Annotated in this window: 23 protein-coding genes and 1 other RNA gene; 4 read left to right on the forward strand and 20 right to left on the reverse strand. The window is 66.1% G+C overall.

What is annotated here, in order from left to right:
• Positions 1-69: 69 nt before the first annotated feature.
• From QXH22_RS05960 to prfB, 12 genes are all read right to left on the reverse strand, one after another.
• Positions 70-654, reverse strand: a complete 585-nt coding sequence (locus QXH22_RS05960; protein ID WP_306275151.1) for an HNH endonuclease — start codon at positions 652-654, stop codon at positions 70-72.
• 238 nt (positions 655-892) lie between these two features.
• Positions 893-1,260: a transfer-messenger RNA gene (gene ssrA / locus QXH22_RS05965) on the reverse strand.
• A 153-nt stretch (positions 1,261-1,413) separates the two neighbouring features.
• Positions 1,414-2,376 (reverse strand): ferritin-like domain-containing protein, encoded by a 963-nt coding sequence (locus QXH22_RS05970; RefSeq protein WP_306241802.1) that lies wholly within the window; start codon positions 2,374-2,376, stop codon positions 1,414-1,416.
• Between the two features lie 133 nt (positions 2,377-2,509).
• Entirely contained in the window at positions 2,510-3,355 is an 846-nt protein-coding gene (locus tag QXH22_RS05975; protein ID WP_306275152.1) for a maleylpyruvate isomerase family mycothiol-dependent enzyme, read from the reverse strand.
• A gap of 124 nt (positions 3,356-3,479) precedes the next feature.
• Entirely contained in the window at positions 3,480-4,505 is a 1,026-nt protein-coding gene (locus QXH22_RS05980) for a tetratricopeptide repeat protein (RefSeq protein ID WP_306241804.1), read from the reverse strand.
• On the reverse strand, positions 4,505-5,713 hold the full coding sequence (locus QXH22_RS05985; protein ID WP_306275153.1) for a 26S protease regulatory subunit: 1,209 nt from the start codon (positions 5,711-5,713) through the stop codon (positions 4,505-4,507). Before QXH22_RS05985 ends, QXH22_RS05980 begins: the two co-directional genes overlap by 1 nt.
• A complete protein-coding gene (smpB, locus tag QXH22_RS05990; protein WP_306241806.1) occupies positions 5,710-6,198 on the reverse strand; it encodes an SsrA-binding protein SmpB in 489 nt (162 codons plus the stop codon). The genes QXH22_RS05985 and smpB overlap by 4 nt, the downstream gene beginning before the upstream one ends.
• A gap of 2 nt (positions 6,199-6,200) precedes the next feature.
• Positions 6,201-7,094 (reverse strand): permease-like cell division protein FtsX, encoded by an 894-nt coding sequence (gene ftsX, locus QXH22_RS05995; RefSeq protein WP_306241807.1) that lies wholly within the window; start codon positions 7,092-7,094, stop codon positions 6,201-6,203.
• Complete coding sequence (gene ftsE / locus QXH22_RS06000) at positions 7,095-7,784, reverse strand: cell division ATP-binding protein FtsE (protein WP_306244352.1); 690 nt, start codon at positions 7,782-7,784, stop codon at positions 7,095-7,097.
• 44 nt (positions 7,785-7,828) lie between these two features.
• Positions 7,829-8,302, reverse strand: coding sequence for a hypothetical protein (locus QXH22_RS06005; RefSeq protein WP_306275155.1), 474 nt, complete (start codon positions 8,300-8,302; stop codon positions 7,829-7,831).
• Positions 8,299-9,288 (reverse strand): mechanosensitive ion channel family protein, encoded by a 990-nt coding sequence (locus QXH22_RS06010; protein ID WP_306241809.1) that lies wholly within the window; start codon positions 9,286-9,288, stop codon positions 8,299-8,301. Before QXH22_RS06010 ends, QXH22_RS06005 begins: the two co-directional genes overlap by 4 nt.
• Positions 9,278-10,393 (reverse strand): peptide chain release factor 2, encoded by a 1,116-nt coding sequence (prfB, locus tag QXH22_RS06015; protein WP_306241810.1) that lies wholly within the window; start codon positions 10,391-10,393, stop codon positions 9,278-9,280. The genes QXH22_RS06010 and prfB overlap by 11 nt, the downstream gene beginning before the upstream one ends.
• Before the next feature lie 42 nt (positions 10,394-10,435).
• On the opposite strand from prfB, the gene QXH22_RS06020 reads away from it, so the two are divergent.
• Positions 10,436-11,794, forward strand: coding sequence for an FAD-dependent oxidoreductase (locus QXH22_RS06020; RefSeq protein WP_306241811.1), 1,359 nt, complete (start codon positions 10,436-10,438; stop codon positions 11,792-11,794).
• 58 nt (positions 11,795-11,852) lie between these two features.
• On the opposite strand, the gene QXH22_RS06025 is transcribed toward QXH22_RS06020, so the two are convergent.
• Genes QXH22_RS06025 through QXH22_RS06035 form a run of 3 tightly spaced genes read right to left on the reverse strand, consistent with a single transcriptional unit; the run spans position 11,853 to position 15,052 of the window.
• Positions 11,853-13,442 (reverse strand): FAD-binding oxidoreductase, encoded by a 1,590-nt coding sequence (locus QXH22_RS06025; protein ID WP_306241812.1) that lies wholly within the window; start codon positions 13,440-13,442, stop codon positions 11,853-11,855.
• Between the two features lie 10 nt (positions 13,443-13,452).
• On the reverse strand, positions 13,453-13,656 hold the full coding sequence (locus QXH22_RS06030) for a hypothetical protein (RefSeq protein WP_306241813.1): 204 nt from the start codon (positions 13,654-13,656) through the stop codon (positions 13,453-13,455).
• Positions 13,657-13,696: 40 nt separating this feature from the next.
• The gene (locus QXH22_RS06035) at positions 13,697-15,052 is read right to left on the reverse strand and encodes an HNH endonuclease signature motif containing protein (RefSeq protein ID WP_306275156.1); all 1,356 of its coding nucleotides are present in this window, start codon (positions 15,050-15,052) and stop codon (positions 13,697-13,699) included.
• 173 nt (positions 15,053-15,225) lie between these two features.
• Between QXH22_RS06035 and QXH22_RS06040 the strand changes: the two genes are divergently transcribed.
• The gene (locus tag QXH22_RS06040) at positions 15,226-16,215 is read left to right on the forward strand and encodes an NAD(P)H nitroreductase (protein ID WP_306244354.1); all 990 of its coding nucleotides are present in this window, start codon (positions 15,226-15,228) and stop codon (positions 16,213-16,215) included.
• Entirely contained in the window at positions 16,212-16,640 is a 429-nt protein-coding gene (locus tag QXH22_RS06045) for a pyridoxamine 5'-phosphate oxidase family protein (RefSeq protein WP_306241815.1), read from the forward strand. The genes QXH22_RS06040 and QXH22_RS06045 overlap by 4 nt, the downstream gene beginning before the upstream one ends.
• 4 nt (positions 16,641-16,644) lie before the next feature.
• On the opposite strand, the gene QXH22_RS06050 is transcribed toward QXH22_RS06045, so the two are convergent.
• Positions 16,645-17,058: a group III truncated hemoglobin gene (locus QXH22_RS06050; RefSeq protein WP_371934159.1), complete on the reverse strand. Its 414-nt coding sequence runs from the start codon at positions 17,056-17,058 to the stop codon at positions 16,645-16,647.
• Positions 17,058-18,443: a wax ester/triacylglycerol synthase family O-acyltransferase gene (locus QXH22_RS06055; RefSeq protein WP_306275157.1), complete on the reverse strand. Its 1,386-nt coding sequence runs from the start codon at positions 18,441-18,443 to the stop codon at positions 17,058-17,060. Before QXH22_RS06055 ends, QXH22_RS06050 begins: the two co-directional genes overlap by 1 nt.
• Before the next feature lie 176 nt (positions 18,444-18,619).
• Between QXH22_RS06055 and QXH22_RS06060 the strand changes: the two genes are divergently transcribed.
• The gene (locus tag QXH22_RS06060) at positions 18,620-19,609 is read left to right on the forward strand and encodes a nitroreductase family protein (protein ID WP_306244358.1); all 990 of its coding nucleotides are present in this window, start codon (positions 18,620-18,622) and stop codon (positions 19,607-19,609) included.
• Here the strand turns inward: QXH22_RS06060 and QXH22_RS06065 are convergent.
• From QXH22_RS06065 to QXH22_RS06075, 3 genes are read right to left on the reverse strand one after another with little or no spacing between them, the layout of a single operon-like run.
• Positions 19,598-21,331, reverse strand: a complete 1,734-nt coding sequence (locus QXH22_RS06065; protein WP_306241817.1) for a GAF domain-containing sensor histidine kinase — start codon at positions 21,329-21,331, stop codon at positions 19,598-19,600. The genes QXH22_RS06060 and QXH22_RS06065 overlap by 12 nt on opposite strands.
• Positions 21,328-21,975 (reverse strand): response regulator transcription factor, encoded by a 648-nt coding sequence (locus tag QXH22_RS06070; RefSeq protein WP_306241818.1) that lies wholly within the window; start codon positions 21,973-21,975, stop codon positions 21,328-21,330. Before QXH22_RS06070 ends, QXH22_RS06065 begins: the two co-directional genes overlap by 4 nt.
• Before the next feature lie 25 nt (positions 21,976-22,000).
• Positions 22,001-22,792 (reverse strand): universal stress protein, encoded by a 792-nt coding sequence (locus tag QXH22_RS06075; protein WP_306241819.1) that lies wholly within the window; start codon positions 22,790-22,792, stop codon positions 22,001-22,003.
• Positions 22,793-22,912: the final 120 nt, after the last annotated feature.

Below are 22,912 nucleotides of genomic sequence, written 5' to 3' on the forward strand. Positions count from 1 at the left end.
CGATGGTGTAGAGCACCGCATACGCGACCGTCCCGTCACGTCGGGGGCGTTTCCGGATAGACGCCACGTCTAGGCGCTCTCATGCTCATGGGAGCGAAGAGACCTGATGAGGGCTTCGAGTTCTTCGAAGCGGCCGGCTTTGATCAGATCAAGTGGAGTTTGATGACTTCCCAGCTGCCGATGAGACGAAACGAGCCAGCGGTGAGCATTTTTCGGCCCGTAATAGCTCAACAGTCCGGCCCGTAGGACTGCGGGCAGCATATCGATTGGCTTGTAGGGTCGCGGATCGACCAGGCAGGGCGTCGTCCGCACTACCTGCATGAATTGGTGAGCTTCCTCGACTGATGCAAAGTCGCGGCCGCGGCGGATCAGGCGCCCGCCGTCGAGTGCCATCCATTGCACCTCGTACCGGCGCCGGCTGTTCAGCTCGAATTGCGTGAGCGCCGGCTCTGGGATTGGTATCCAACCTGGCGCCGGACGATGAACCCGGCGGCTGTTCTCTGCGGGGGTGACAGCTTCGAGGTGGTGCGCGCTGACGCATGGCCGGTGGCAACACAGATGGTCGATGGCCAGGCCGGGCGGGACTAACTGGTGATGGTGCAGCATCCAGGCGACACGGTAGGCTCCGATGCTGCGGCCGGCGACGGTCACCATCCCGTAACCATTTTCGTCACGCGGTCCGATCCACTCTAGGCACCCCCAGTCAGCGACGCGAACTCTGCTTCGGAACCGCTCGAGGAAGCGGTGGTCGTAGAGATCTGCCAGCGTCAGCGGAGGTCTAGTAGATTTTCGCTTCGCGGCCGCGCCCGCGGCCCTACTGGATTTTTTTTGATTGACACGGGGCATTGACACGGCGACTATAGTAACATTATGTCGCCTGACCAGCATGTATTGGTGGAGCTGCCGGGAATCGAACCCGGGTCCTACGGCATTCCCTCAAGGCTTCTCCGTGCGCAGTCCGCTATGTCTCTGCTCGGATCTCCTGGTCACGCGAACTAGCCAGGATGACGATCCCAGTCGCTGTTGGTGTCCCGATGAGTCCCGCGACCGAACTCATCGGTTGATCCCTCTAGCTGATGCCGGGGTCCGGGGCGAGGGCGTTCCCGGTCCGACAGACTAGCCGTCGCTTAGGCAGCGAGAGCGTAGTCGCGCTGATGTGAATCGGCGCTTATATGGTTGCAACGACGCTTACGGTGGTCTCTTGCCTGCACCGGCACGCTTCCCTTGATTCGATGCGCGAAGTCGAAACCGTTCAGCCCCTTGTCTTGATTCTTCGAGCATCCCTGCCGGTCTCCCGGCAGGACAACCAATGGTACGCCAGTATCAACCGGCGGCCACGCATTTTTCTTCCCGGCCACGTGCGGCCGAGTCCCCCCGGTTGGCGGCCCGGGGGGACTCGGTCGAAACACAGTGCTAGCTGATGCCGACGGCCTCTTTCGCGATGGCGGCAACGCGGGTCTGCCCAGCGGAGACGATCCGCTGCCGCGCCTTGTGCGCCTCTTCATAAGCGATCACCACGCGGACGTCCCGGGGAGTGGTGAGGTCCTTGATCGCGGCGACGGCGTCACTGATGTTCAGCTCGTCGTAGTTCGCGATCGGCAACTCACTGGCGTCCAAGACACCCACCGACTCGCGACCCTCGTGCAGTGCGTCGGCCGCGTTGTCCGCGCCCTCGCTGCGGGTGACGCGCTCGGCGGCCCGCAGTGCGGCGTTCTGCGAGGCGGACAGAGCCTTGGCCGCGATCTCGCCGGCGTTTCCGCCGCGCTCCACCAGCTCCCGGAACGCGGGACCAGCGGTGCGCAGACTTTCGACGGCACGGTCGATGCCACGCGCCGACCAGGTGACCGGCAGGTTGACCAGCTTCACCGCAGTGCCGGCGGCCATTTGCACCGGTGTGCGACGCAGCGCCGCCGGACCGCCGAGGGCGTCCTCGGCAAGCACCGTGGTCAGCCACTCCACCGTCGCGGTGTGCGCGGTGATCAGACGGTCGGCCAAGTTCTCGACGTCCTTGTTCTTGGCGGCGATCGCCAGCGCTTTGGTGTAGCGCGCGCGGTCCAGCAACTGGTCTTCGAGCGCGAGGTCACCCAACAGCGCCTCGTCGAACGGCTCGGCCTGCTCGGTCAGCGCCTTGACCGCGGCCGCGGCGCGACCCAGGAACGGGCCGATCACGTCCGGGTAGCCGCCCAGGTCCCGAATCCTCGCCTGGATCGCTTCGGCTCGCTCACGGCCGTTTTCCGCGTTCTGACTCAACTCGCGGCGTACCGCCTCGGTGCGCGCCTGAATCACCCGCGTCTCAGCTATTTGAATCTCGGTGTTCGTCAGATCGAGCAGAGTGCGAAGCTGCGCGAGCAGTCTGGTCGTATCCGGTGCAGTCATTATGTCTAGACCTCCCTGAGTGGATTTGGGTGGCGCGATGGCGCCCGTATTAGTCGGCTACCCATCTGGGCCGCCGAGCCAACATCCCTTTAACAGGTGTGATCCAGGTCGCTCCAAGCGACGAAACGCTTTGTCAAATAACGAAGTTGATGCGCTCGACGATCCGCCCCGCGACGTCGCGGTCACCGTCCAGTTCGACGTCCTGGCTGCGTGCGGGGCACAACGGACGCCCGCCGGCCAGCCGGGTGAACTGCAGTGCGTCGACGCGGATCGTCGCGGTCGGCTCTTGCCCGCCGAAGTCGTCGACGAGCTGGGCGCGGCCGTCTACGCTGACGCGGATCTCGTGCGCCGCCGGCCCGGTGAGGTCGAACAGGACGCGCGAACCTTCGGGCGCTTTCGCCAGTTTTCCGACGACGAAACCCATCGACGTCTCGACCTCGTCCAGCGACAGGCGCAACGCCGGTCCCTGCAAGTCTTCGTCGGACGACGGCCGCTGCAAACCGATCCGGATGTCCTGCTCGTGCATCCAGCAGTCGAACACCCGGATCCGCATGAATCGTCCGTAGCTGTCCGGCCCCGCCGGTGTGAACGACACTGCGTTCCACGCGTCTTCGGACATGTCCTGCAACACTTTTCGGCGCTGTCCGGTGACCTCGCGGAACTTCGCCAGCACCTGCGCACCCGATTCCGCGCTGAGGTGGCGGACCCAGCATTCGTTCATCACGCCGATGTCGTTGCGCACGTGGTCAAGTGCTTTGACGTCGATGTCGGGTTCGGGCGGACTGACGCCCTGCAGGAACGACTCGGTGCCGATGATGTGCGACACCACGGCCTTGACGTCCCATCCGGCCAACGCGCTCGGTGCCTGCCAGTCCGCCTCTGACAACCCGTCGAGCAGGACGTCCAGGGCGTCCCAGACGGCGAACAGACCCGTCAGTACGTCGGACTTGTCGAGCAGGGTCACAGGACGGTCGGCCATGGATCGGATCCTAGTGGCGATCGCAAGGGCGGCGAAGCCGCTCGCCGCGGATCGCCACCATCGGCCTAGTGGCGATCGCAAGGGCGGCGAAGCCGCTCGCCGCGGATCGCCACCATCGACCGATCTAGACAAGCAACCCGAACCGGACGATGAACAGTCCGCTGATGGCCACGAACACTCCTGCCGGGATTGCCCACGGCCCGCCGAACGCCACCGCATATGTCCCGACGACGGCCGCGAGCACGGCGTGAACGATGCGAACCACGACGCCGGCCCGGCTGCGCGCGGCCGACACCAGGGTGCGCCGCGGCACCGCGCGCAACAGCCAGACGAAGTTGCCGATCAGCACCACGACACTCATCACGATCAGCACCTGCATCAGCACGGTGCGGAAATCCCTGTCGTGCGACGAGCCGACAAAGGCCGACAAGATCCCCACCACCAGTGCCAGGACCGTGACGCGGCGCAGGATTGTCGCGAGAACCGCACCGATATTGCGGCGGACCAGGTTTCCCAGCGTCGGGTCGCTACCCGCGGCACCGAGGAAGCCGCGCAACGCGTGACCGAACTTTCCGCCGCGCAGCCGGTTGACGGCCAGGTTGTTCTGCGCTTCGGCGTTGCCCGGGTCCAGTGACAGCGCCCGCTCGTACGCCGCGGAGGACTCTGCGATGTAGCCGAGGTCGTGCAGAATGGTGCCGCGCAGCACCAGGGTGTCGACGTCCGCCGGCGCGAGCCGCAACGCCTCGTCCACCTCGATCAGCGCGTCGTGATGACGGTGCGCCTTCTGCAGGATTCGGGCGTAGAGCCGGTGCGACAGAACCTCATTCGGGTGCTGAGTCACCGTCCGCCAGGCCATCCACAGCGCTTCCTGACCACGGCCCTGCCCGTCCAGTGCCAAAGCGTAGATTCGCATGGCGAGTTCGTCGTGCGGTGCCGCGGACAGGGCGGCGTAGGCGCTGGAAGCAGCCTGTGCATGGTCTCCGATCAGATACTCGGCCCGGGCGTGGTGGGCCAGCAGCCCCGGATCGTTGGGATGCTCGGCCAGTACCTGACGCAGCACCTCACGTGCGCGCTGGTAGTTCTTCGACTCGATGTAGGCGTCGGCGACCACGATGGCCTCGGCCACCGGGTCGGGGCCGGGCTGCGTCATTAACGAATTTTCCTGCGGCGCAGATATTTTGCCAACTCGTCGTAGCTGCCGTCGTTGTTGGCGAACTCGACGACGTTGCGCGCGGCCTCGAACCAGGGCCCGGTGCTGGGGCGGACCTGTGCGAGGGAGGCGGTGATGTCGGCCATCGACACGGGTCGCACCTGCCCGCTGCGCATGGAGTCCGCCATCGCCAATTGTGTTGCGCTGTCGCACACATGAGCCAGATCGGCACCCGAGAAGCCCTCGGTTCGCCCGGCAATGGCCTTGAGGTCGATACCTGCCGCCGGCCGATCCCTCAGGTGGTAGCGGACGATACCGGCCCTGGCTTCGGCGTCGGGTAACCCGACGAAGAGGGTGCGGTCGAAGCGTCCGGGCCGTCGCAACGCGGGGTCGACGTCCCACGGGGCATTGGTCGCGCCGAGCACGTACACACCGTCGTTGACCGAACTGGCCGAGTCGAGTTCCTCCAGCAAAGCGTTGACCACCGTGCGAATTCCCGTGTTACCGCCCAGCGCCGAACGGCGATGCCCCAGCGCATCGACCTCGTCGAAGAACAGCACGCAGGGCGTGTTGCGGCGGGCGTTGTCGAAGACGTCGCGCATGCTGCGCTCGCTCTCCCCCAGCCAGCGCTGCAGCACGTCGGCAATGCCCACCTGGTAGAAGCTGGCGCCGAGCTCACCCGAAATCGCTTTGGCAATATGGGTTTTGCCGCAGCCGGGCGGACCGTACAACAGCATGCCGCCGCGGGCGGATATCTTGAACGCCTTCATCAGGTCGGGGTTGCGAATCGGGCCCAACAGCGAAAGTTCAAGCTGCTGTTTGACATCGGCCATGCCGGCGACGTCAGCGAGTCGCACGTCACTGCGCTGCAGCACGTCGTAATCGCCTTCGTGGACGACGTCGGCGCTGTCCTCGCCTTCGACGAAGGCCGGCTCGATGATGTCGGCGACCTGCTTCTCCGCGCTGGACCAGTCGAACTGCGGCTCGGCCGGTCCCCCGCCCGCCAGCGCCGCACTGCAGCGCTGCAACACGCTCAATGCGTCGGCGTTGCCCGGGTCGCGCGTCAGCGCGGCGCTGCAATGTCCCAGGGCTTCGGCATGGCGGCCCTTGTCGGCCAGCAACCGCGCCAGGTGCACCCGCAACTCGACCACGTCGGGGCTGCGCTCGACCGCTGCCGAGAGCTCCCTGATGACGGGGTCTTCGCTCATCCCATGCCCTTGGCCCGGCGGCCGAGCTCTCTGACCACTTCACGCTGGGCGTCACGCTTGGCCAGGTCCTGGCGTTTGTCGTGCGCCTGCTTGCCGCGTCCCAGCGCCAGTTCGACCTTGACCTTGCCCTCGGAGAAGTACATCGACAGCGGCACCAGCGCGTAGTTGCCCTCGCGGATCTTGCCGATCAGGGTGTCGATCTGCCGACGGTGCAACAACAGCTTGCGGTTGCGTCGCGGCTCGTGGTTGGTCCAGCTGCCGTGCCGGTACTCCGGGATGTGCACGTTGCGCAGCCAGATTTCGCCGTCGTCGACCGTGGCGAACGCGTCGACCAGCGATGCGTGCCCCTCGCGCAGGCTCTTGACCTCGGTGCCCTGCAGCGCGATGCCGGCCTCAAAGACGTCGATGATCGCGTAGTTGTGCCGAGCCTTGCGGTTGCTCGCGATGATCTGTCTGCCGTCTTTTTTGCGCGCTTTGGTGGCCATGACTAGCGCCGTATGTAGAGGCGCAGCGTCGCGTATGCCGTCAAACCGGACATGGCCACGCCGAGCAGCAGCAGGATGGGTGAGATGTAGACGATGTCGGCGTAGTCCACCTTCGCGATCAGGTGGGCTTGATAGAACTGGCTCAGCGCGCCTTCCAGGAACAACGCCCGCACCAGGATCAGCCCGACGATCGCGATGACGACACCGACCGTCGCCGCCAGCACCGCCTCCACCAGGAACGGCAGCTGGGTGTACCAGCGACTGGCGCCGACCAGCCGCATGATGCCGATCTCGGTGCGCCGCGTGTAAGCCGCGACCTGCACCATGTTGGCGATCAGCAGAATGGCGCCGATGGCCTGCACCAGCGCCACCGCGAACGCCGCTTTACTCAGCCCGTCCAGCACCGCGAACAACCGGTCGATCAGCTGCTTCTCGTTGAGGATGCCGCGCACTCCGGGCTGACCCTCCATCGCGGCGGCGAACTCCGCGTGCTGGTCGGGGTTGCTGAGCTTGACGATGAACGACGCCGGGAACGAGTCCTTGCCGGCGACATCCTTGAACTCCGGAAATTTCTTGATCGCGTCGGCGTAGGCGTCCTGCTGGTTGATGAACCGAACCGACTTGACGTCCTGGCGCCCCTCGATCTTGTTGCGCAGCGCCTTACAGACGTCGCCGCTGCAGGTGGGGTCGTTGGCAGAAACGTCCTCGGTGAGATACACCTGCGTCTCGACCCGGTCGAGGTAGATGGCGCGGGAGTTGTCGGCCAACCGCACCACCAGCAGACCGCCACCGAACAGGCCGATGGAGATCGCGGTGGTGAGGATCATCGCGATCGTCATGGTGACGTTGCGACGAAGGCCGGTGACGACCTCGTTGAGAAGGAATCCGGCGCGCACTCAGCGATCCATCCCGTAGACGCCGCGCTGTTCGTCGCGAACCAGCCTGCCCAGCGACAGCTCGACCACCCGTTGGCGCATCGCGTCGACGATGTGGTGGTCGTGGGTGGCCATCAACACCGTCGTCCCGCTGCGGTTGATCCGCTCCAACAAATCCATGATGTCCTTACTGGTGTCTGGGTCGAGGTTGCCGGTGGGCTCGTCGGCCAGCAGAACCAGCGGACGGTTGACGTATGCGCGAGCGATAGCGACCCGTTGCTGCTCACCACCGGAGAGCTCGTGCGGCAAACGGTTGGCCTTGCCCGAGAGTCCGACCGTCTCGAGCACCTCCGGAACCACCCGGTTGATCGCATCGGCGCGGCGGCCGATGACCTCGAGGGCGAAGGCGACGTTGTCATACACCGTCTTCTGCTGCAGCAACCGGAAGTCCTGGAAGACGCAGCCCATCACCTGACGCAGCTTGGGAACGTTGCGCCCACGCAGCTTGTTGACGTGAAACTTCGAGACCCGGATGTCGCCGGTGGTCGGCGTCTCCGCGGCCAGCAACAACCGCATGAACGTCGACTTCCCCGATCCCGACGGACCGATGAGGAAAACGAACTCACCCTTGTCGATCTTGACGTTGATGTCATCCAAGGCCGGACGGGCCGACGATTTGTACTGCTTGGTGACATGTTCCAGGGTGATCATCACGGCACGCCAGTGTAGCCGGGTGGTTCGCAGGGGCGCGAAACTCAGCGCGGCGGAGGCGCTGAGCTGGGCCCCGGAACAGGCGAGGGTCCCGGCCCGGGCGGCTGCTGGTCGGCGGGCGGTGTGGTCGGGGTCGTGGTTGCAGGGCAGAAGGGCGGCGGCAGCAGGCACGGCAGACCCGGTGTGGTCGTCGTGGTCGTCGTGGTCGGCGGAGGCGACGGCGTTGTCGTGGTCGGCGTGGGCGTCGTGGTGACGGGCTGCTGCTGCACCCGGGTGCGCGGCACCCACGTGTAGCCCGGGTCGGGGACGAAGCCGGGGGGCACCACCTGGCCGGGCGGCGGCGTGTCGCTGCGCGCCGGCTCGGGATGCGGACGGTAGGTGGCGTAGGTCCACCACAGCGCGAAGAACGCCACGATCAGCACCACGGTCGACGTCCGCACACGGCCCCCGAACAAGTGGCTGGGGGTGCGCTGCCTGTCACGCAGCCTCTGCAGCAGCGTGGATCCGAACTTTTTCATCGCTGCGCCACCGAACCTTTGTCGGCCTCAGGCACCTCGTCGGATGCGGGCACGCCGGCGTCGTCGACCACTCCAACCGTCGCGTCGGCCGCGGTCACGATGCCGGCCCGGCCCAGCGCACGGATGACCAGGACCCGCAACAGCCGGCCGGCCTCGAACTGCTTGCCGGGCAGGGTGCGAGCCACCAGCCGCAATGTGACGGTCCCGACTTCGATGCTCTCGACGCCCATCACTGTGGGCGAATCCAGCAGCAGCTCGCCCAACAGCGGGTTGTTTTGGGCGTTCTCACACTCCTGGTGCAGCACGTCGTTGACCCGGTTGAGGTCGGCGTTCGTCGACACCGGGATGTCGACCACCGCGCGCGCCCAGTCCTTGGAGAGATTGACCGACTTGACGATCTGGCCGTTGGGGACAGTAAACACCTCGCCGTCCGCCGAACGGAGTCTGGTCACCCGCAGCGTCACGTTCTCGACGGTGCCGGTGGCGTCGGTGGTCGAACCCTGAATCGTCAGCTTCACCAGGTCACCGAACCCGTATTGCCGCTCGACGATGATGAAGAACCCGGACAGCAGGTCTTTGACCAGTTGCTGGGCGCCGAAGCCCAGCGCGGCGCCGACGACCGTGGCCGGTGCGACCAGACCGCCGACGGAGAACTGCAGAACATCGGCGATCTGCATCATCACCATGATCGCGATGATCACGATGGAGACCCACCGGATCACCGAGGCCACGGCCTGACGGTGTTTGGTGGCCTCCGAGCGGACCAGCGCGTCGCTCTCGGCGAATCCCAGGTCGAGCTGGCGGGTGATGCGCTGGGCCACCCAGCTGACGAAGCGGGCCGCAAGCACTGCGGCGATCACCAGCATGGCGACCCGCAATCCCCTGGTGATGATCCATTCGCCGAGGGGGCCGCGCCAGAAGTCGTGCCATCGCTGCGCCGCGGAGGCGATGCCTTTTATGTGTAAAGCGAGGTTATTAGTCGTCATCTTTTCTGTTGCGCCACCGGATCCCGGCTTCCAGGAACCCGTCGATGTCTCCGTCCAGCACGGCCGCCGGGTTGCCCACCTCGTATTCGGTGCGCAGATCCTTGACCATCTGGTAGGGGTGCAGTACGTAGGACCGCATCTGGTTTCCCCAGGAGCTGCCGCCATCGCCTTTCAAGGCGTCCAGCTCCGCGCGTTCTTCGGAACGCTTGCGCTCCAACAACTTTGCCTGAAGCACTCGTAATGCCGAAACTTTGTTCTGCAGTTGCGACTTTTCGTTCTGGCAAGTCACGACGATACCCGTTGGGATGTGGGTTAAACGAACCGCCGAGTCGGTGGTGTTGACCGACTGGCCCCCCGGCCCGCTGGATCGGTAGACGTCGACACGCAGGTCGCCTTCCGGGATTTCGATGTGGTCGGTGGTCTCCACCACCGGCAGTACCTCGACCTCCGCGAAGGACGTCTGACGTCGACTTTGGTTGTCGAACGGGCTGATTCGCACCAGCCGGTGGGTGCCCTGTTCGACGGAGAGAGTTCCGTAGGCGAACGGCGCGTGCACGGCGAAGGTCGCGCTCTTGATGCCGGCCTCTTCGGCGTAGGACGTGTCGAAGACCTCTACCGGGTATTTGTGCTGTTCGGCCCAGCGGATGTACATCCGCATCAGCATCTCGGCCCAGTCGGCGGCGTCCACCCCGCCCGCACCGGAGCGGATTGTGACCAATGCCTCACGTTCGTCGTACTCGCCGGACAGCAAAGTGCGTACTTCGGTGGCCTCGATGTCGGCGCGCAGTGCCTTCAGTTCCGCGTCGGCCTCGGCGAGCGCGGCTTCGGCCGCGGGTCCCTCTTCCTCGGCGGCCAGTTCATAGAGCACCGGCAGGTCGTCAAGCCGGCTGCGCAGCTCCTCGACGCGGCGCAATTCCCCCTGGGTGTGCGACAACTCGCTGGTCACCTTCTGGGCGCGGGCCTGGTCGTCCCACAGGTTGGGATCTGACGCCTCCTGCTCGAGTTTCTCGATGCGGGTTCGCAGACCCTCGACGTCAAGCACCCGCTCCACCGTGGTCAGGGTGGAGTCAAGTGCGGCGATATCGGCTTGACGGTCAAGTTCCACGGGCGACAACGTTACCGGCACCACCGTCTAGCATGCTTCTACATGCGTCCCTATCACGTCGCCATCGTCGGCTCCGGTCCGTCGGGCTTCTTCGCCGCAGCGTCTTTATTGAAGGCGGCCGACACCACCGATGAGATCGACGTAGCCGTCGACATGCTCGAGATGCTGCCGACACCATGGGGGCTGGTGCGCTCCGGTGTGGCGCCCGACCACCCCAAGATCAAGTCGATCAGCAAACAGTTCGAGAAGACCGCGACCGATCCCCGCTTCCGTTTCTTCGGCAACGTGGCCGTCGGCGAACACGTCCAGGCGCAGGAACTGGCCGAGCACTACGACGCAGTGATCTACGCCGTCGGCGCGCAGTCGGACAAGCCGCTGAACATTCCCGGGGAGAACCTGGCCGGCAGCATCTCCGCGGTCGATTTCGTCGGCTGGTACAACGCCCACCCGCATTTCGAGGAGAAGACACCGAACCTGTCCGGGGCGCGTGCCCTGGTGGTCGGCAACGGCAACGTCGCGATCGACGTCGCCCGCATCCTGGTGACCGACCCCGACGTGCTGGCGCTCACCGACATCGCCGACCACGCGCTGGAGTCGCTGCGGCCCCGCGGCGTCGAAGAGGTGGTGATCATCGGCCGGCGCGGCCCGCTGCAGACGGCGTTCACCACGCTGGAGTTGCGCGAGCTGGGCGAGCTCGAAGGGGTCGACGTGATCGTCGACCCGGCACAGTTCGCGGACATCACCGACGAGGACGCCGAGGCCGCGGGCAAGACCACCAAACAGAACATCAAAGTGTTGCGGGGCTACGCGGAGCGCGAGCCGCGCCCGGGACACCGGCGAATCGTGTTCCGGTTCCTCACCTCTCCGATCGAGATCAAGGGCGAGGAGCGCGTCGAGCACATCGTGCTGGGTCGCAACGAACTGGTCACCGACGAAAGCGGATGGGTGTCGGCCAAGGACACCGGCGAGCGCGAGGAACTGCCCGTGCAACTGGTGGTCCGCTCGGTGGGCTACCGCGGTGTGCCCACTCCGGGCCTGCCCTTCGACGAGAAGCGCGGCACCATCCCGAACACTGCCGGTCGTATCGAAGGCAGTCGCAACGAGTACGTCGTGGGCTGGATCAAGCGCGGGCCGACCGGAGTGATCGGCACCAACAAGAGCGACTCCCAGGAGACCGTCGACACGTTGATCGCCGACTTGGCCGGTGCTGCGCTGGCCGACTTCCCCGCGGATCACGCCGACCGGATCTCGGCCTGGCTGACCGAACGGCAGCCGAAGGTGATCACCTCAGAGCACTGGGACGTGATCGACCGGTTCGAGCGCTCGGCCGGCGAACCGCACGGACGTCCCCGGGTCAAGCTGCCCAACCTGGCGCGCTTGCTGCACATCGGGCACGGCTGATCCTTATCCCAACGTGGCGGTCGCGAACGCGGCCGAGGCCGGGCGAAGCGGGCCGCCACTATCCCACTAGCACTCCGGGATTGAGGATTCCGGCCGGATCCAGCGCGTGCTTGGTCGCGCGAAGCGCTTTCGCGAACGGGTCGGGCCGCTGCCGGTCGTACCACGGGCGGTGGTCGCGGCCGACGGCGTGGTGGTGGGTGATGGTGCCGCCGGTGGCGCTGATCGCTTCGGAGACAGCGGCTTTCACCTCGTCCCACTGCGCGTCCAGCGAACCCCACCGGCCGGCCGCGTAGATGCCGTAGTACGGCGCCGGGCCGTCGGGATAGACATGGGTGAACCGGCAGGTCACCACGCCGGTGCCACAGACCTTCTGGATCGCATCGCGGGCGGCACCCATTACCGCGTTGTGCAGATTCTCGAATCCGGTCCAGGTGCACGCGGTTTCGAACGTCTCGGCGATGACACCGCGGCGTGCCAGGGCATCCCGTTGGTAGGGCATCCGCAGGAAGGACGAGCGCCAGTTGGTCGCCGCATCATCTGGCCTGTCTTCTGTTGCGTCACTGTCGGATTCGCGGTTACGGCGGGATATGACCGTGCCGCCGTGTTCGGCCGTGATCTCCAGTGCGCGGTTCAGCCAGGGGTCGATCGGATGATCGGCGGATTCGAACGCCAGCACCAGCAGGCCACCGTGCACCGGTACGCCGGCGTTCAGGAATGCTTCCGCGGGATCGAGCAACCGGCAGTTCGCGGGAAACAGACCCGCTTGGGCGACGGTCCGGGTGGCGGCGACAGCTGCCGCCCAACTCTCGAAGGCCACCGAGGCGGTGACCTGCCAGCGTGGACGGTACTGCAACCGCATCCAGGCCTCGGTGATCACACCGAGAGTGCCCTCCGAGCCGATGAAGAGCCGGTCCGGGGACGGTCCCGCGCCCGAGCCCGGTAGCCGGCGGGACTCGCTGACGCCGGCCGGGGTGACCACGCGGACGGATTCGGTCAGGTCGTCGATGTGGGTGTAGAGGGTGGCGAAGTGTCCGCCCGCGCGAGTGGCCAACCAGCCACCGAGGCTGGAGAACGCGAACGACTGCGGGAAGTGCCGCAGTGTCAGGTTGTGTTTGCGTAACTGGTCTTCGATCCACGGCCCGAGCGCGCCGGCCTGGATACGCGCGGCGCGGCTGACCTGATCGACTTCGATCACCGAGCTCATCGCGCTGACATCCAAGGTGACCGCGGGCTGCTCGAAACGTGGTTCCACGCCGCCGACGACGGAACTGCCGCCGCCGTAGGGAATGACCGAAATCTGTTGGCGGGTACACCAATCCAGCACGTCGACCACGTCCTGTTCGCGGCGCGGCCGCACGATCAGGTCGGGAAGATGGTCCAGCCGCCCCTGCAGGTTGCGCGCGACGTCGCGAAAAGCCTTGCCGCGCGCGTGCCCCGCCCGATCTACCACCTGGGATGAGCACAACCCGGCCAGGGACTGCGGCGGAGTGACCCGAGGGCTCGGCAGCCCGAGCGCGTTCGGGTCGGGGGGGCGGTGGTCGGTGAGGTCGTGGCCGGGCAGCATTGCCGCTACGCGGTCCACCAGATCTTTCGTCTCCTGCTCAGTGAGCGCCTGTTCGAGCGTGCCCCAACCCCACCACGACCGCATGCCGGTGGCGTCAGTGCTTGCGGAGAACGAGCACGCCGCCGGCCACCAGCAATATCAGGGCCAGCACGATTCCCCAGCCGGCGCCGGCGAAGTACCAGGTGACGGCCACCAGTGCGATCAGCGGCGAGACCGCGAAAAGCACAATCCCGGGGTTCTGCTTGATCACTGCCAGAGCGCTTTTGGCCCGGATGGGGTCCAGCTCATTGCCTGCCATCCGTACAGGATGCCAGGTCAACGGCACAATGCAAGCGCGATCAACCGGGTTCGTCGTCCTCGGGTGCGAACAGTTTTTCGGGATGGTGGAAGGTGTTGATGCGGGGTTGTCCGTGGTCGTGGTGGGCGGGTGGGAGCCATTCGGTGTGGCCGTGGGCGTTTTTGCGGGTGGTCCAGCCTTTTTCGGCGAGGCGGTTATCGGGTCCGCACGCGAGGGTGAGGTCGTGGATGTCGGTGAGGTAGGTGTTGGTCCACCCGGAGACGTGATGCACTTGGCAGTGGTAACCGGGGGTGTCGCAGCCTGGGCGGGTGCAGCCGCCTTCTTTGGCCAGCAACATCATTCGCTGGGCGAGGTTGGCCAATCGCTTGGTGTGGTACAGGGCTAACGGCTTGGCCTGGTCGAAGACCGCCAGGTAGTGATGCGCGGTGGCGGCCCAGCGGATCAGGGTGGTCAGGGGGATGCGGGTGCCGCCGGCGGTGCGGGCCCGCCCGGCCCCGGCTTCAAGGTCTTTGAGGGTGGTGGTGACGATGATGCTGACGGGCAGGCCGTTGTGGGTGCCCAGTTCGCCGGAGGCGAACAGTTCCCGGATGGCGGTAATCATGGCGTCGTGATTGCGTTGCGGTTGGCTGCGGGTGTCGCGACGCACCGCGTCATCATCCGGATCGAACACGGGCTTGTCGTCGTCGGGGTTGCCGGCGCCGGGGGCGGCGAGTTTGGCCCACAGCGCTTCGATCAGCGCGCGGAGTTCGGGGGTGATCAGGCCGCTGATGCGTGACATGCCGTCGTACTGCTGGGGGCCCAGGACCAGGCCGCGTTTGCGGGCGCGTTCCTGCTCGGTGTAGTCGCCGTCGGGGTGCAGCAGTGCCATCAGTTCGCGGGCGTAGGCGGAGACCTGGTCGGGCCGGAAGTCGCAGGCTTTGCCGGCGAGGTCTTGTTCGGCGGCCTCGCGGGTGCCGGCGTCGACGGTGGTGGGTAGGTGTGACATGAAGCTGCGGATCACCTTGACCGCGGTGTCGCCGATCAGACCGGCGCACTGGGCCGCCGCGGTGGCGGTCAGCAGTGGTGGCAGGGTTTCTCCGGTCAGGGCGCGGCGCTGGCCGAGGTCTTCGGCTTCGGCGATCCAGCGGTTGGCTTCGGCTTTGGTGATCCGTAGCCGCTCGGCCAGTGCGGCGGGCAGTTTTCCGCCGAGCTCGTCCTCACTGGCCTGGGTTTTGAGTTGGTTGATCAGGGTGTGGCGCACCGACCGCTCTCGGCGCTCGCGGCGTTCCAGGCGCTCCAGGGCCCGCAGCAGCTCGGGGGTGGTGAGTGCGTCAAAGCTCAACGCGCACAGCCGGTCCTGCACCTCCTCGGACGCGTCGAAGACCTCCACGATCTCCTCACGCGTGCTCGATGACATACCCGAATTCTACGAAGGACCACCGACAACACAGGACCGGCAATTTCGGGCAAGATCAAGCGGCACAGAATATTTCGCTCACTTCGAGGCGTTGATGACACAGGACATGCCCCCCGGATGACCAAGGTCCCTACCAATCCCCCGGCGGCAACCGTAACGTCCCTGCCGTGGACATCGAGACCGTCAAGAGCGCAGTCTTGCTGGCCTGTCGGGCGCCGTCCATCCACAACAGTCAACCGTGGCATTGGGTCGTCGAGCACGACGCCGTCCACCTGTTCGCCGATCGCACCCGAACCGTTCGTGCCACAGACCATTCCGGGCGCGGTGCCCTGATGAGCTGTGGCGCGACGCTGCACCACCTCGAGGTTGCGATGGCGGCGGCCGGCTGGCGCGCCACCATCACCCGCTTCCCGGACCCGAATGACCCCCGGCACCTGGCCACCCTGCGATTCCGTCCGATCGACCTCGTCACCTCGGCACACCGCAACCGGGCCGAAGCGATCCTGCAGCGCTACACCGATCGGCTGCCTTTCGACCGCCCGATGTACTGGGACCATTTCGAGCCGGTGCTGCGCGACGCCCTCGACGACGACGTAGCCACCCTCCACGTTCTCGCCGACGAGCAGCGCCTCAGACTGGTCGAAGCATCGCAGCTGAGCGAGGAACTGCGTCGTGACGACGCGTCGTACCATGCCGAACTCGATTGGTGGACATCGCCGTTCGCGCTGTCCGAGGGCATGCCGCCATCAGCGTTGGCGTCCGACACTGAGCGGCTGCGGGTGGACGTCGCCCGGGAGTTCCCGATCCGCGGCCACCAGGAGCGCCGCCCCGGCATAGCCACCGACTGGTCGAAGATCCTGGTGTTGTCGACACCCGCCGACACAAAAGCCGATGTGCTGCGCTGCGGCGAAGTACTCTCGACCGTGCTACTCGAATGCACCATGGCCGGAATGGCGACCTGCACATTGACGCACCTGATCGAATCAAGCGAGAGCCGCGAGATCGTGCGGGACCTGATCGGCCGGCGCGGCGAACCCCAGGTCTTGATCCGCGTCGGTATCACCCCGGCGATGGAACCCCTTCCAGCTCCGACACCTCGCCGGCCATTGCATGCCGTCCTCGAAATCCGCCCCACGCCCCCAGCCGAAAGGATGAGCCAATGAGCATTGAGCCGATCACCGTCCTGTCCGAAAGCGAGAGTTGGGATCTGCTCGGCACCGCCTCGCTCGGCCGGTTGGTGACCAACTTCGGCGGCGAACCGGAGATCTTCCCGGTCAACTTCGTCGTGCAGGACCGGACCGTGTTGTTCCGGACAGCTGAAGGCACCAAATTGTTCTCGGCGGTCGGGCATCGCACGGTGATCTTCGAGGCCGACGACCACAACGTCGCCGAGGGCTGGAGTGTGATCGTGCGCGGCCGGGCCCGGCTGTTGAAGACCGACGCCGACATCCAGCAGGCCGATAAGGCCGGGCTGTATCCGTGGGTGGCGACGGCCAAGCCCAATTTCGTGCGCATCACACCGAACGACATCACCGGCCGCCGCTTCGTGTTCGGTCCCGAGCCCGACCACAACGAGACCGTCGCATAAAGCCTCAGCGGGCGAGTAGCGCGTCGAGCTCTCGAGCGTCAAACCCGTTCAACCGGCGGTGCATCGACCAGGCAATCCTGGCTGCCTGCAGCTTGGCGTGCTCGGCGACCGGCCCGTAGTAGAGCTCGTCCACCGCCTCGTTCCACAGATTAAGCCAGCGCACAAAGTGGTTCGCGGCCAACGGAGTTCGGCTGTGCAGGTCCCGGTGCACCCTCAGTGCGTTGCCGCGGTAGCGTCCGGCGCGGAAAAGTGTGGTCTCCCAGAAGTCGCACATCGTCGGGATGTGCCCGTCCAGCCCGGCGGCCCGCAACTCCGTGAACACTTCGTACAAAGTCTCGTCGTGCAATGCCGTCCCGTAGAAGCGGCGCAGCAAGGTCTCCACGTCGGCACGGTCGGTGAGATCCGGTGCGCCCGCCATCAGACCACCAGCGACAGCGGGCCACGGGTCGGAGGGTTCCTGCGTCGCTTGCTGATTTTGACCAATCTCGTGACGGCGGCCTCGATGCCGCGGGCCAGTTGGTCGACGTCGGTGACCACGTCGTAATCGGTGAGAATCCCGAAGAACATTTCGCCGGCGTAGCTGAGCATCGCCACGCCGGTGCGCAGGTCCATCGCCAGCGGTGGAACCGGGTACAACCCGGTGACCTGCCGGCCCATGATCCGCAGCGGGCGGCGCGGACCTGGCACGTTGGTCGCCACTGTCACCACGCCGCGTTGCGGCAGGCGCATCAGCAGCCCGACGGTCCATGCGCTCAGCGCAAACGGAATGCGGTTCGTCAATGCCACGAACATATTTCCCGCCTGCCGCTGACCGCTCGACTTCGCCCGGCCCAGACGGTCGTGCACCGTTCTCAGCCGTTCGAGCGGACTCTCCTCGTCCACAGGCAGATTCGGCAGCATCAACGACACCCGATTGTCTGTCTCACCGGCCGCGCCGGCCGACCGAACCGACACTGGGACCAGGGTCCGCAGCGAACCGCGCAGCGGCTTGAGCCCGCGCTCGACCATGACGTTGCGATAGCTCTCGGTAATGGCTGCCAGCGCAACATCATTGACCGTGACATCGAACGTCGAGGCGATCAGTTCGATGTCGCTCATGGCCACCCGCGCCCCGCCGTACCGGCGCTGGTCGCTGAGCGGGCCGTTCATTGACGACGCGGACGGGATCAGCAGCCCGGCGGCGATCTCGCCGGCACCCTGGACGGCGCGGGCGATTCCGGCAGTCAGGGCAGCCGAGGCTTGCGCCACACCGCCGAACAGTGACGACCGTTGTGCGGGACTGGCTTTCGCAACTTTCCGCGGTGCACGAGCCTTACCGTGCGACACACTGCCGACACCGTCGTCACACAGCCCGGCGAGGATATGCGTGGCGGCGATTCCGTCGGCCATGCAGTGGTGCAGCTTGGTCAGCATCGCCCAGCGATCGTCGGCAAGCCCCTCGATGACCCACACCTCCCACAGCGGCCGATCCCGGTCCAAGCGCCGTGCCATCACGTCGGCGATCAACCCGAACAGTTCCCGGTCGTCACCCGGATGCGGCAGGGCGGCCCGCCGAACGTGCCGCCGGATATCGAACCCGGGATCGTCCACCCACTCCGGCGCACCAAGATCGAGGGGATGCAGCCGCAACCGCTGCCCGAACCGCGGGCAGCCGCGGATCCGTTGTGCGAAGACCGAGATCAGCGCATCCTGCTCCGGAGCCGGCCCTTCGATGACCGCTAGGCCCCCGATGGCCAGGCTGACGCGCCGATCGGCATCCTCTGCCTTGAGAAACCCGGCGTCCAGCGTCGTCAGGTGGTCCATGGATCAGCACCCTCCCAAGTATGTGCAACTGTCAGTTTCACTATCCGCCTTCGGCGGAGTCCGGAGCAGGGCCAAAGGTCCCACGCCAGTAGGGCTTCGGCCTCTGCCGCAGGTCGCGGCGCACCGACGATGCTGATTGCGTGACCACAGTCATGGACAGGAAGGGCTCGGCCCCGATGAACGCCCAATTCCCTGATGCCGACACGTTGCGAACGGTCCTCACCCTGGCCACCCGCGCTCCTTCCATCCACAACACACAGCCCTGGCGCTGGCGGGTCGGCACCGCCGGCCTGGACCTGTTCTCCGAACCGGACATGCAGCTGAAAAGCACCGATCCCGATGGCCGCGACCTGATCATCAGCTGTGGCGTCGCATTGCACCACTGTGTCGTCGCGCTCGCGTCAATGGGCTGGCATGCCAGGGTAAGTCGCTTTCCCGATCCCGAGAACCCGCGTCACCTGGCCACCATCGAGGTGGTGCCGCAGGTACCGGACCAGTCCGATATCGCGCTGGCCGCAGCGATCCCCCGCCGCCGGACCGACCGGCGCGCGTACAGTTCCTGGCCGGTGCCGGGCGGCGACATCGCGCAGATGGCCGCGCGCGCGGCCCGCAGCGGAGTCATGCTCCGTCAGGTCGACTCACTGGTCAGGATGCGGAACATCGTCGCCCGCGCCGTTTCGGATCACGCCGGCGACGACGCCTACATGCGTGAATTGACCACGTGGAGTGGGCGATACGGGGCCGTCGCCGGAGTCCCGGCCCGCAACGCGCCGCCGTCGGATCCGCAATCCCCGATTCCGGCGCGGTTGTTCGCCGGTCCGGGTCTGGCTCAGCCGTCCGGTGTTTCGCCCGCCGACGACTGTGGCGTGATCCTGGCGCTTGGCACCGAAAAGGACGACCGTCTGTCACAACTGCGCGCCGGGGAGACCACCAGCATCGTGCTGTTGACCGCCACCGCAATGGGTTTGGCATGCTGCCCGATCACCGAACCGCTGGAGATCGCGGAGACCCGCGCCGCGGTGCGCGCCGACGTGTTCGGCGACAGTGGCTACCCGCAGATGCTGCTCCGGGTCGGCTGGGCCCCGATCAACGCCGATCCCTTGCCGGCCACTCCCCGGCGCAGGCTGGTCCGTGTTGTCGACTGGCCCGAGCAACTACTGGACTAGCGGCGCTGACCACCGCACCAGTGTCCCACCCGAAGGCTGTGTGGCGATGGCGAAATCGCCGCCGGCCTCCTCCGCGCGCCGCTTGAGGTTGGTCAGTCCGCTGCCGGTGAACTCCCCAGGCATACCGCGGCCGTTGTCACCGACTTCGATGCACAGGTCGTCGTCGACCTTGACCCGCACCGTCAACGCCGTAGCCTGCGCATGCCGGACGGCGTTGCTGACCGCTTCCCGCACCACGGCCTCGGCATGATCGGCCAACATACTGTCGACCACCGAGAGCGGACCGATGTATTGAACGCTGGTGCGCAACCCGGAATCGGCGAACTGGCCGGCCGCCGCGTCGATGCGCTGACGCAGTCGGGTGATGCCCTGCGAGGACCCGTGCAGGTCGAAGATCGTGGTCCGGATCTCCTGGATGACTCCCTGCAAATCATCGATGGCCCCGGCAAGGCGTTGCTGCACTTGAGGTTCGATGGCCCGGGGAAGAGCAGCCTGCAATGACAGCCCCACTGCGAACAGGCGTTGGATCACGTGATCGTGTAGATCCCGCGCGATCCGGTCGCGATCGGTCAGCACATCGAGTTCGCGCATCTGCCGTTGTGACGTCGCCAACTGCAGGGCCAGCGCGGCCTGGTCGGCGAAAGCGGCCATCATCTCGAGTTGATCGTTGCTGAAGAATCCCGCGCCGTCCCGGCCCAGGACGACGACCACGCCCGCGACGGTGCCGGTGGCGCGCAGCGGCAACAACAACGCCGGACCTATTTCATCCAGGCCGTCCAAGTCACCTTCGGCCAACTGGTCGATCTGCCGTGGCATACCGTTGACGAAGACCTCCCCCAGCGACGTGCCGTTCACCGGAATAGTCTGTCCCGCAACGTGGCTCACTGCGGGCCCGAGCGTCTCGATCACCATCAGTTCGGCGACATCGGCAGGCGAGGCGGTCTCGTCGAGAGGAACGGCAACCAGGGCCGCCTCAGCGGCGGTCAGCTTGAGCGCCTCCTCCGCGAGCAGGCGGTAGACCGTGGCGGGTTCGGTGCCGGACAACAGTTCGGTGGCGATATCCCGGGTCGACTCGATCCACGCCTGGCGCTCTTTGGCCTGCTGGTAGAGAGCGGCATTCGCGATCGCGATACCCGCGGCCGCCGCCAGCGCCTGCACCAGTACTTCGTCGTCGTCGGTGAACGGTTGACCGTTGGTCTTGTCGGTCAGATACAGCGTGCCGAACGACTCCTCCCGCACCAGGATCGGCACGCCGAGGAAGGTCCGCATCGGCGGATGATTCGGTGGAAACCCGACCGATGCCGGGTGCTTCGAAAGATCGTCCAGCCGCAGCGCTTTCGGTTCATCGATGAACAAGCCGATGATGCCTTTGCCCTGGGGCAGGGGGCCGATGCGCCGCACTGTCTCTTCGTCGATGCCCTCGTGGACGAAGTTCATCACCCGCTGTTCGCCGTCGTGCACTTCCAGGGCGCCGTAGCGGGCGTCGACCAGCTCTGTCGCGGAGTGCACGATGGCGCGCAACGTGGCATTCAGCTCCAGTCCCGAGGTGACCACCAGCATGGCTTCCAGCAGCCCGTCGAGCCGGTCGCGGCCCTCGACGATCTGCTCGACCCGATCCTGCACTTCGACGAGCAGTTCCCGCAGCCGCAACTGGGACAGCGTCTGACGGAGCGGATGCAGACCACCTTCCTGGTCGGCCTCGACCGGCTCCCCGACGGTCATCGGCCGGCACCTTCGGAGCGCTTCAATTGCGTTGCGAAGACGGCAGCTTGGGTCCGGCGCTCCATGCCGAGTTTCGCCAGCAGCCGCGAGACGTAGTTCTTCACCGTCTTCTCGGCGAGAAACATGCGATCGGCGATCTGCTTGTTGGTCAGGCCTTCGCTGAGCAGACCCAGCAGCGCGCGCTCCTGGTCGGTGAGACCGGACAACGGATCCTGCTTCTCGGTCGCGTCGCGCAATTTAGACATCAGCGCCGCCGCCGCACGATTGTCCAACAGTGACCTGCCGGCGCCCACGTCCTTGACCGCCCGGGCCAGCTCCATGCCCTTGATGTCCTTGACGACGTAGCCGCTGGCGCCGGCCAGGATGGCATCCAGCATCGCTTCGTCGGAGGTGTACGACGTCAGAATCAGGCACCTCAATTCCGGCATGCGCGACAACAGGTCCCGGCACAGCTCGATACCGTTGCCGTCGGGCAGCCGGACATCGAGAACCGCGACATCCGGACCCGCCGCCGGAATCCGCGACATCGCTTCGGCAACCGAGCCGGCTTCGCCGACCACGTCGAGCTCGGGGTCGGCCCCGAGTAGGTCGATCAGACCGCGTCGCACCACTTCATGGTCGTCGACCAGGAAGACTTTTACCAAGGCATCACTCCTGATCTCGCCATTACTACAGATTGCCGCTTCGCACCGTCAGCACCGAGGAGCCCGCGTTGTACACGCTGCGCACCTGCGCGGCGTGCGCGTCGGTGACGAATAGCTGACCTGGCCCCTCGTTGTCAGCCATGTAGCGGCCACCGTGTCCCCGCACGATCGCCGACTCCACCCGCACATCGGGATACAAGCGTGTCCACCGGGTCAGCCTGCGGTCCAATTGCGCTTTCGCCAAGCGGTTTCCGTCACCCGCCTGCGCGTGGGTCTCCTGCACGGAAACGGCGCGCAGCGGGACGCCACGCAGGCGAGCCTCCTGGAAGGCATGGCGCAACACGGCGCCGTTGTCCGCTTCCGCGACCACTCGCCTGATCGTCGGGACCGTGGTGCCGTCGGGCGACCGGTGGATCACCGCGACGGGACACAGCGAGGATCCGGCCAGCGCGCCGGCAACGGATCCCTGACCGCTGTGCGCGTGATTGCGCCCGATCGAGCCGACACAGATCATCGACGCCGACCGGGACTCCTGCATCAGTTTGGTGAGGGGCCGGCCCCAGAGGATCTCGGTGTCGACCACCACCTCTTTGCCGGTCGCCTTGATCGCCTGCTGGGCGTCGAACAACGCCGCGCGCGCGGCTGCCTGGTGCCCGGCGATTCCGCCTGAGACTGGCGGCGATTCGATGACGTAGACCAGTCGCAGCGGAACGTCTCGGGTGACCGCTTCATCAATTGCCCACAGCGCAGCGTGCAGAGCCGCCCTCGAACCGTCGATACCCACGACGACTGCGGGACCTGAGTCGCGGCTGCTCATCGCGGTCTCTCCTTAACTCGAACGGTCGGCCAACCCGAACGCTATTGACCACTCGCCGGCCGCCCAAGAGGCCTTGGTCCCCGGATCGGTGGCTTAGGTCCCTAGAGCGAAGGGTTTCGC

The sequence above is a fragment of the Mycobacterium sp. TY814 genome, from assembly GCF_030755175.1.
In the GTDB taxonomy this organism is placed as follows: domain Bacteria; phylum Actinomycetota; class Actinomycetes; order Mycobacteriales; family Mycobacteriaceae; genus Mycobacterium.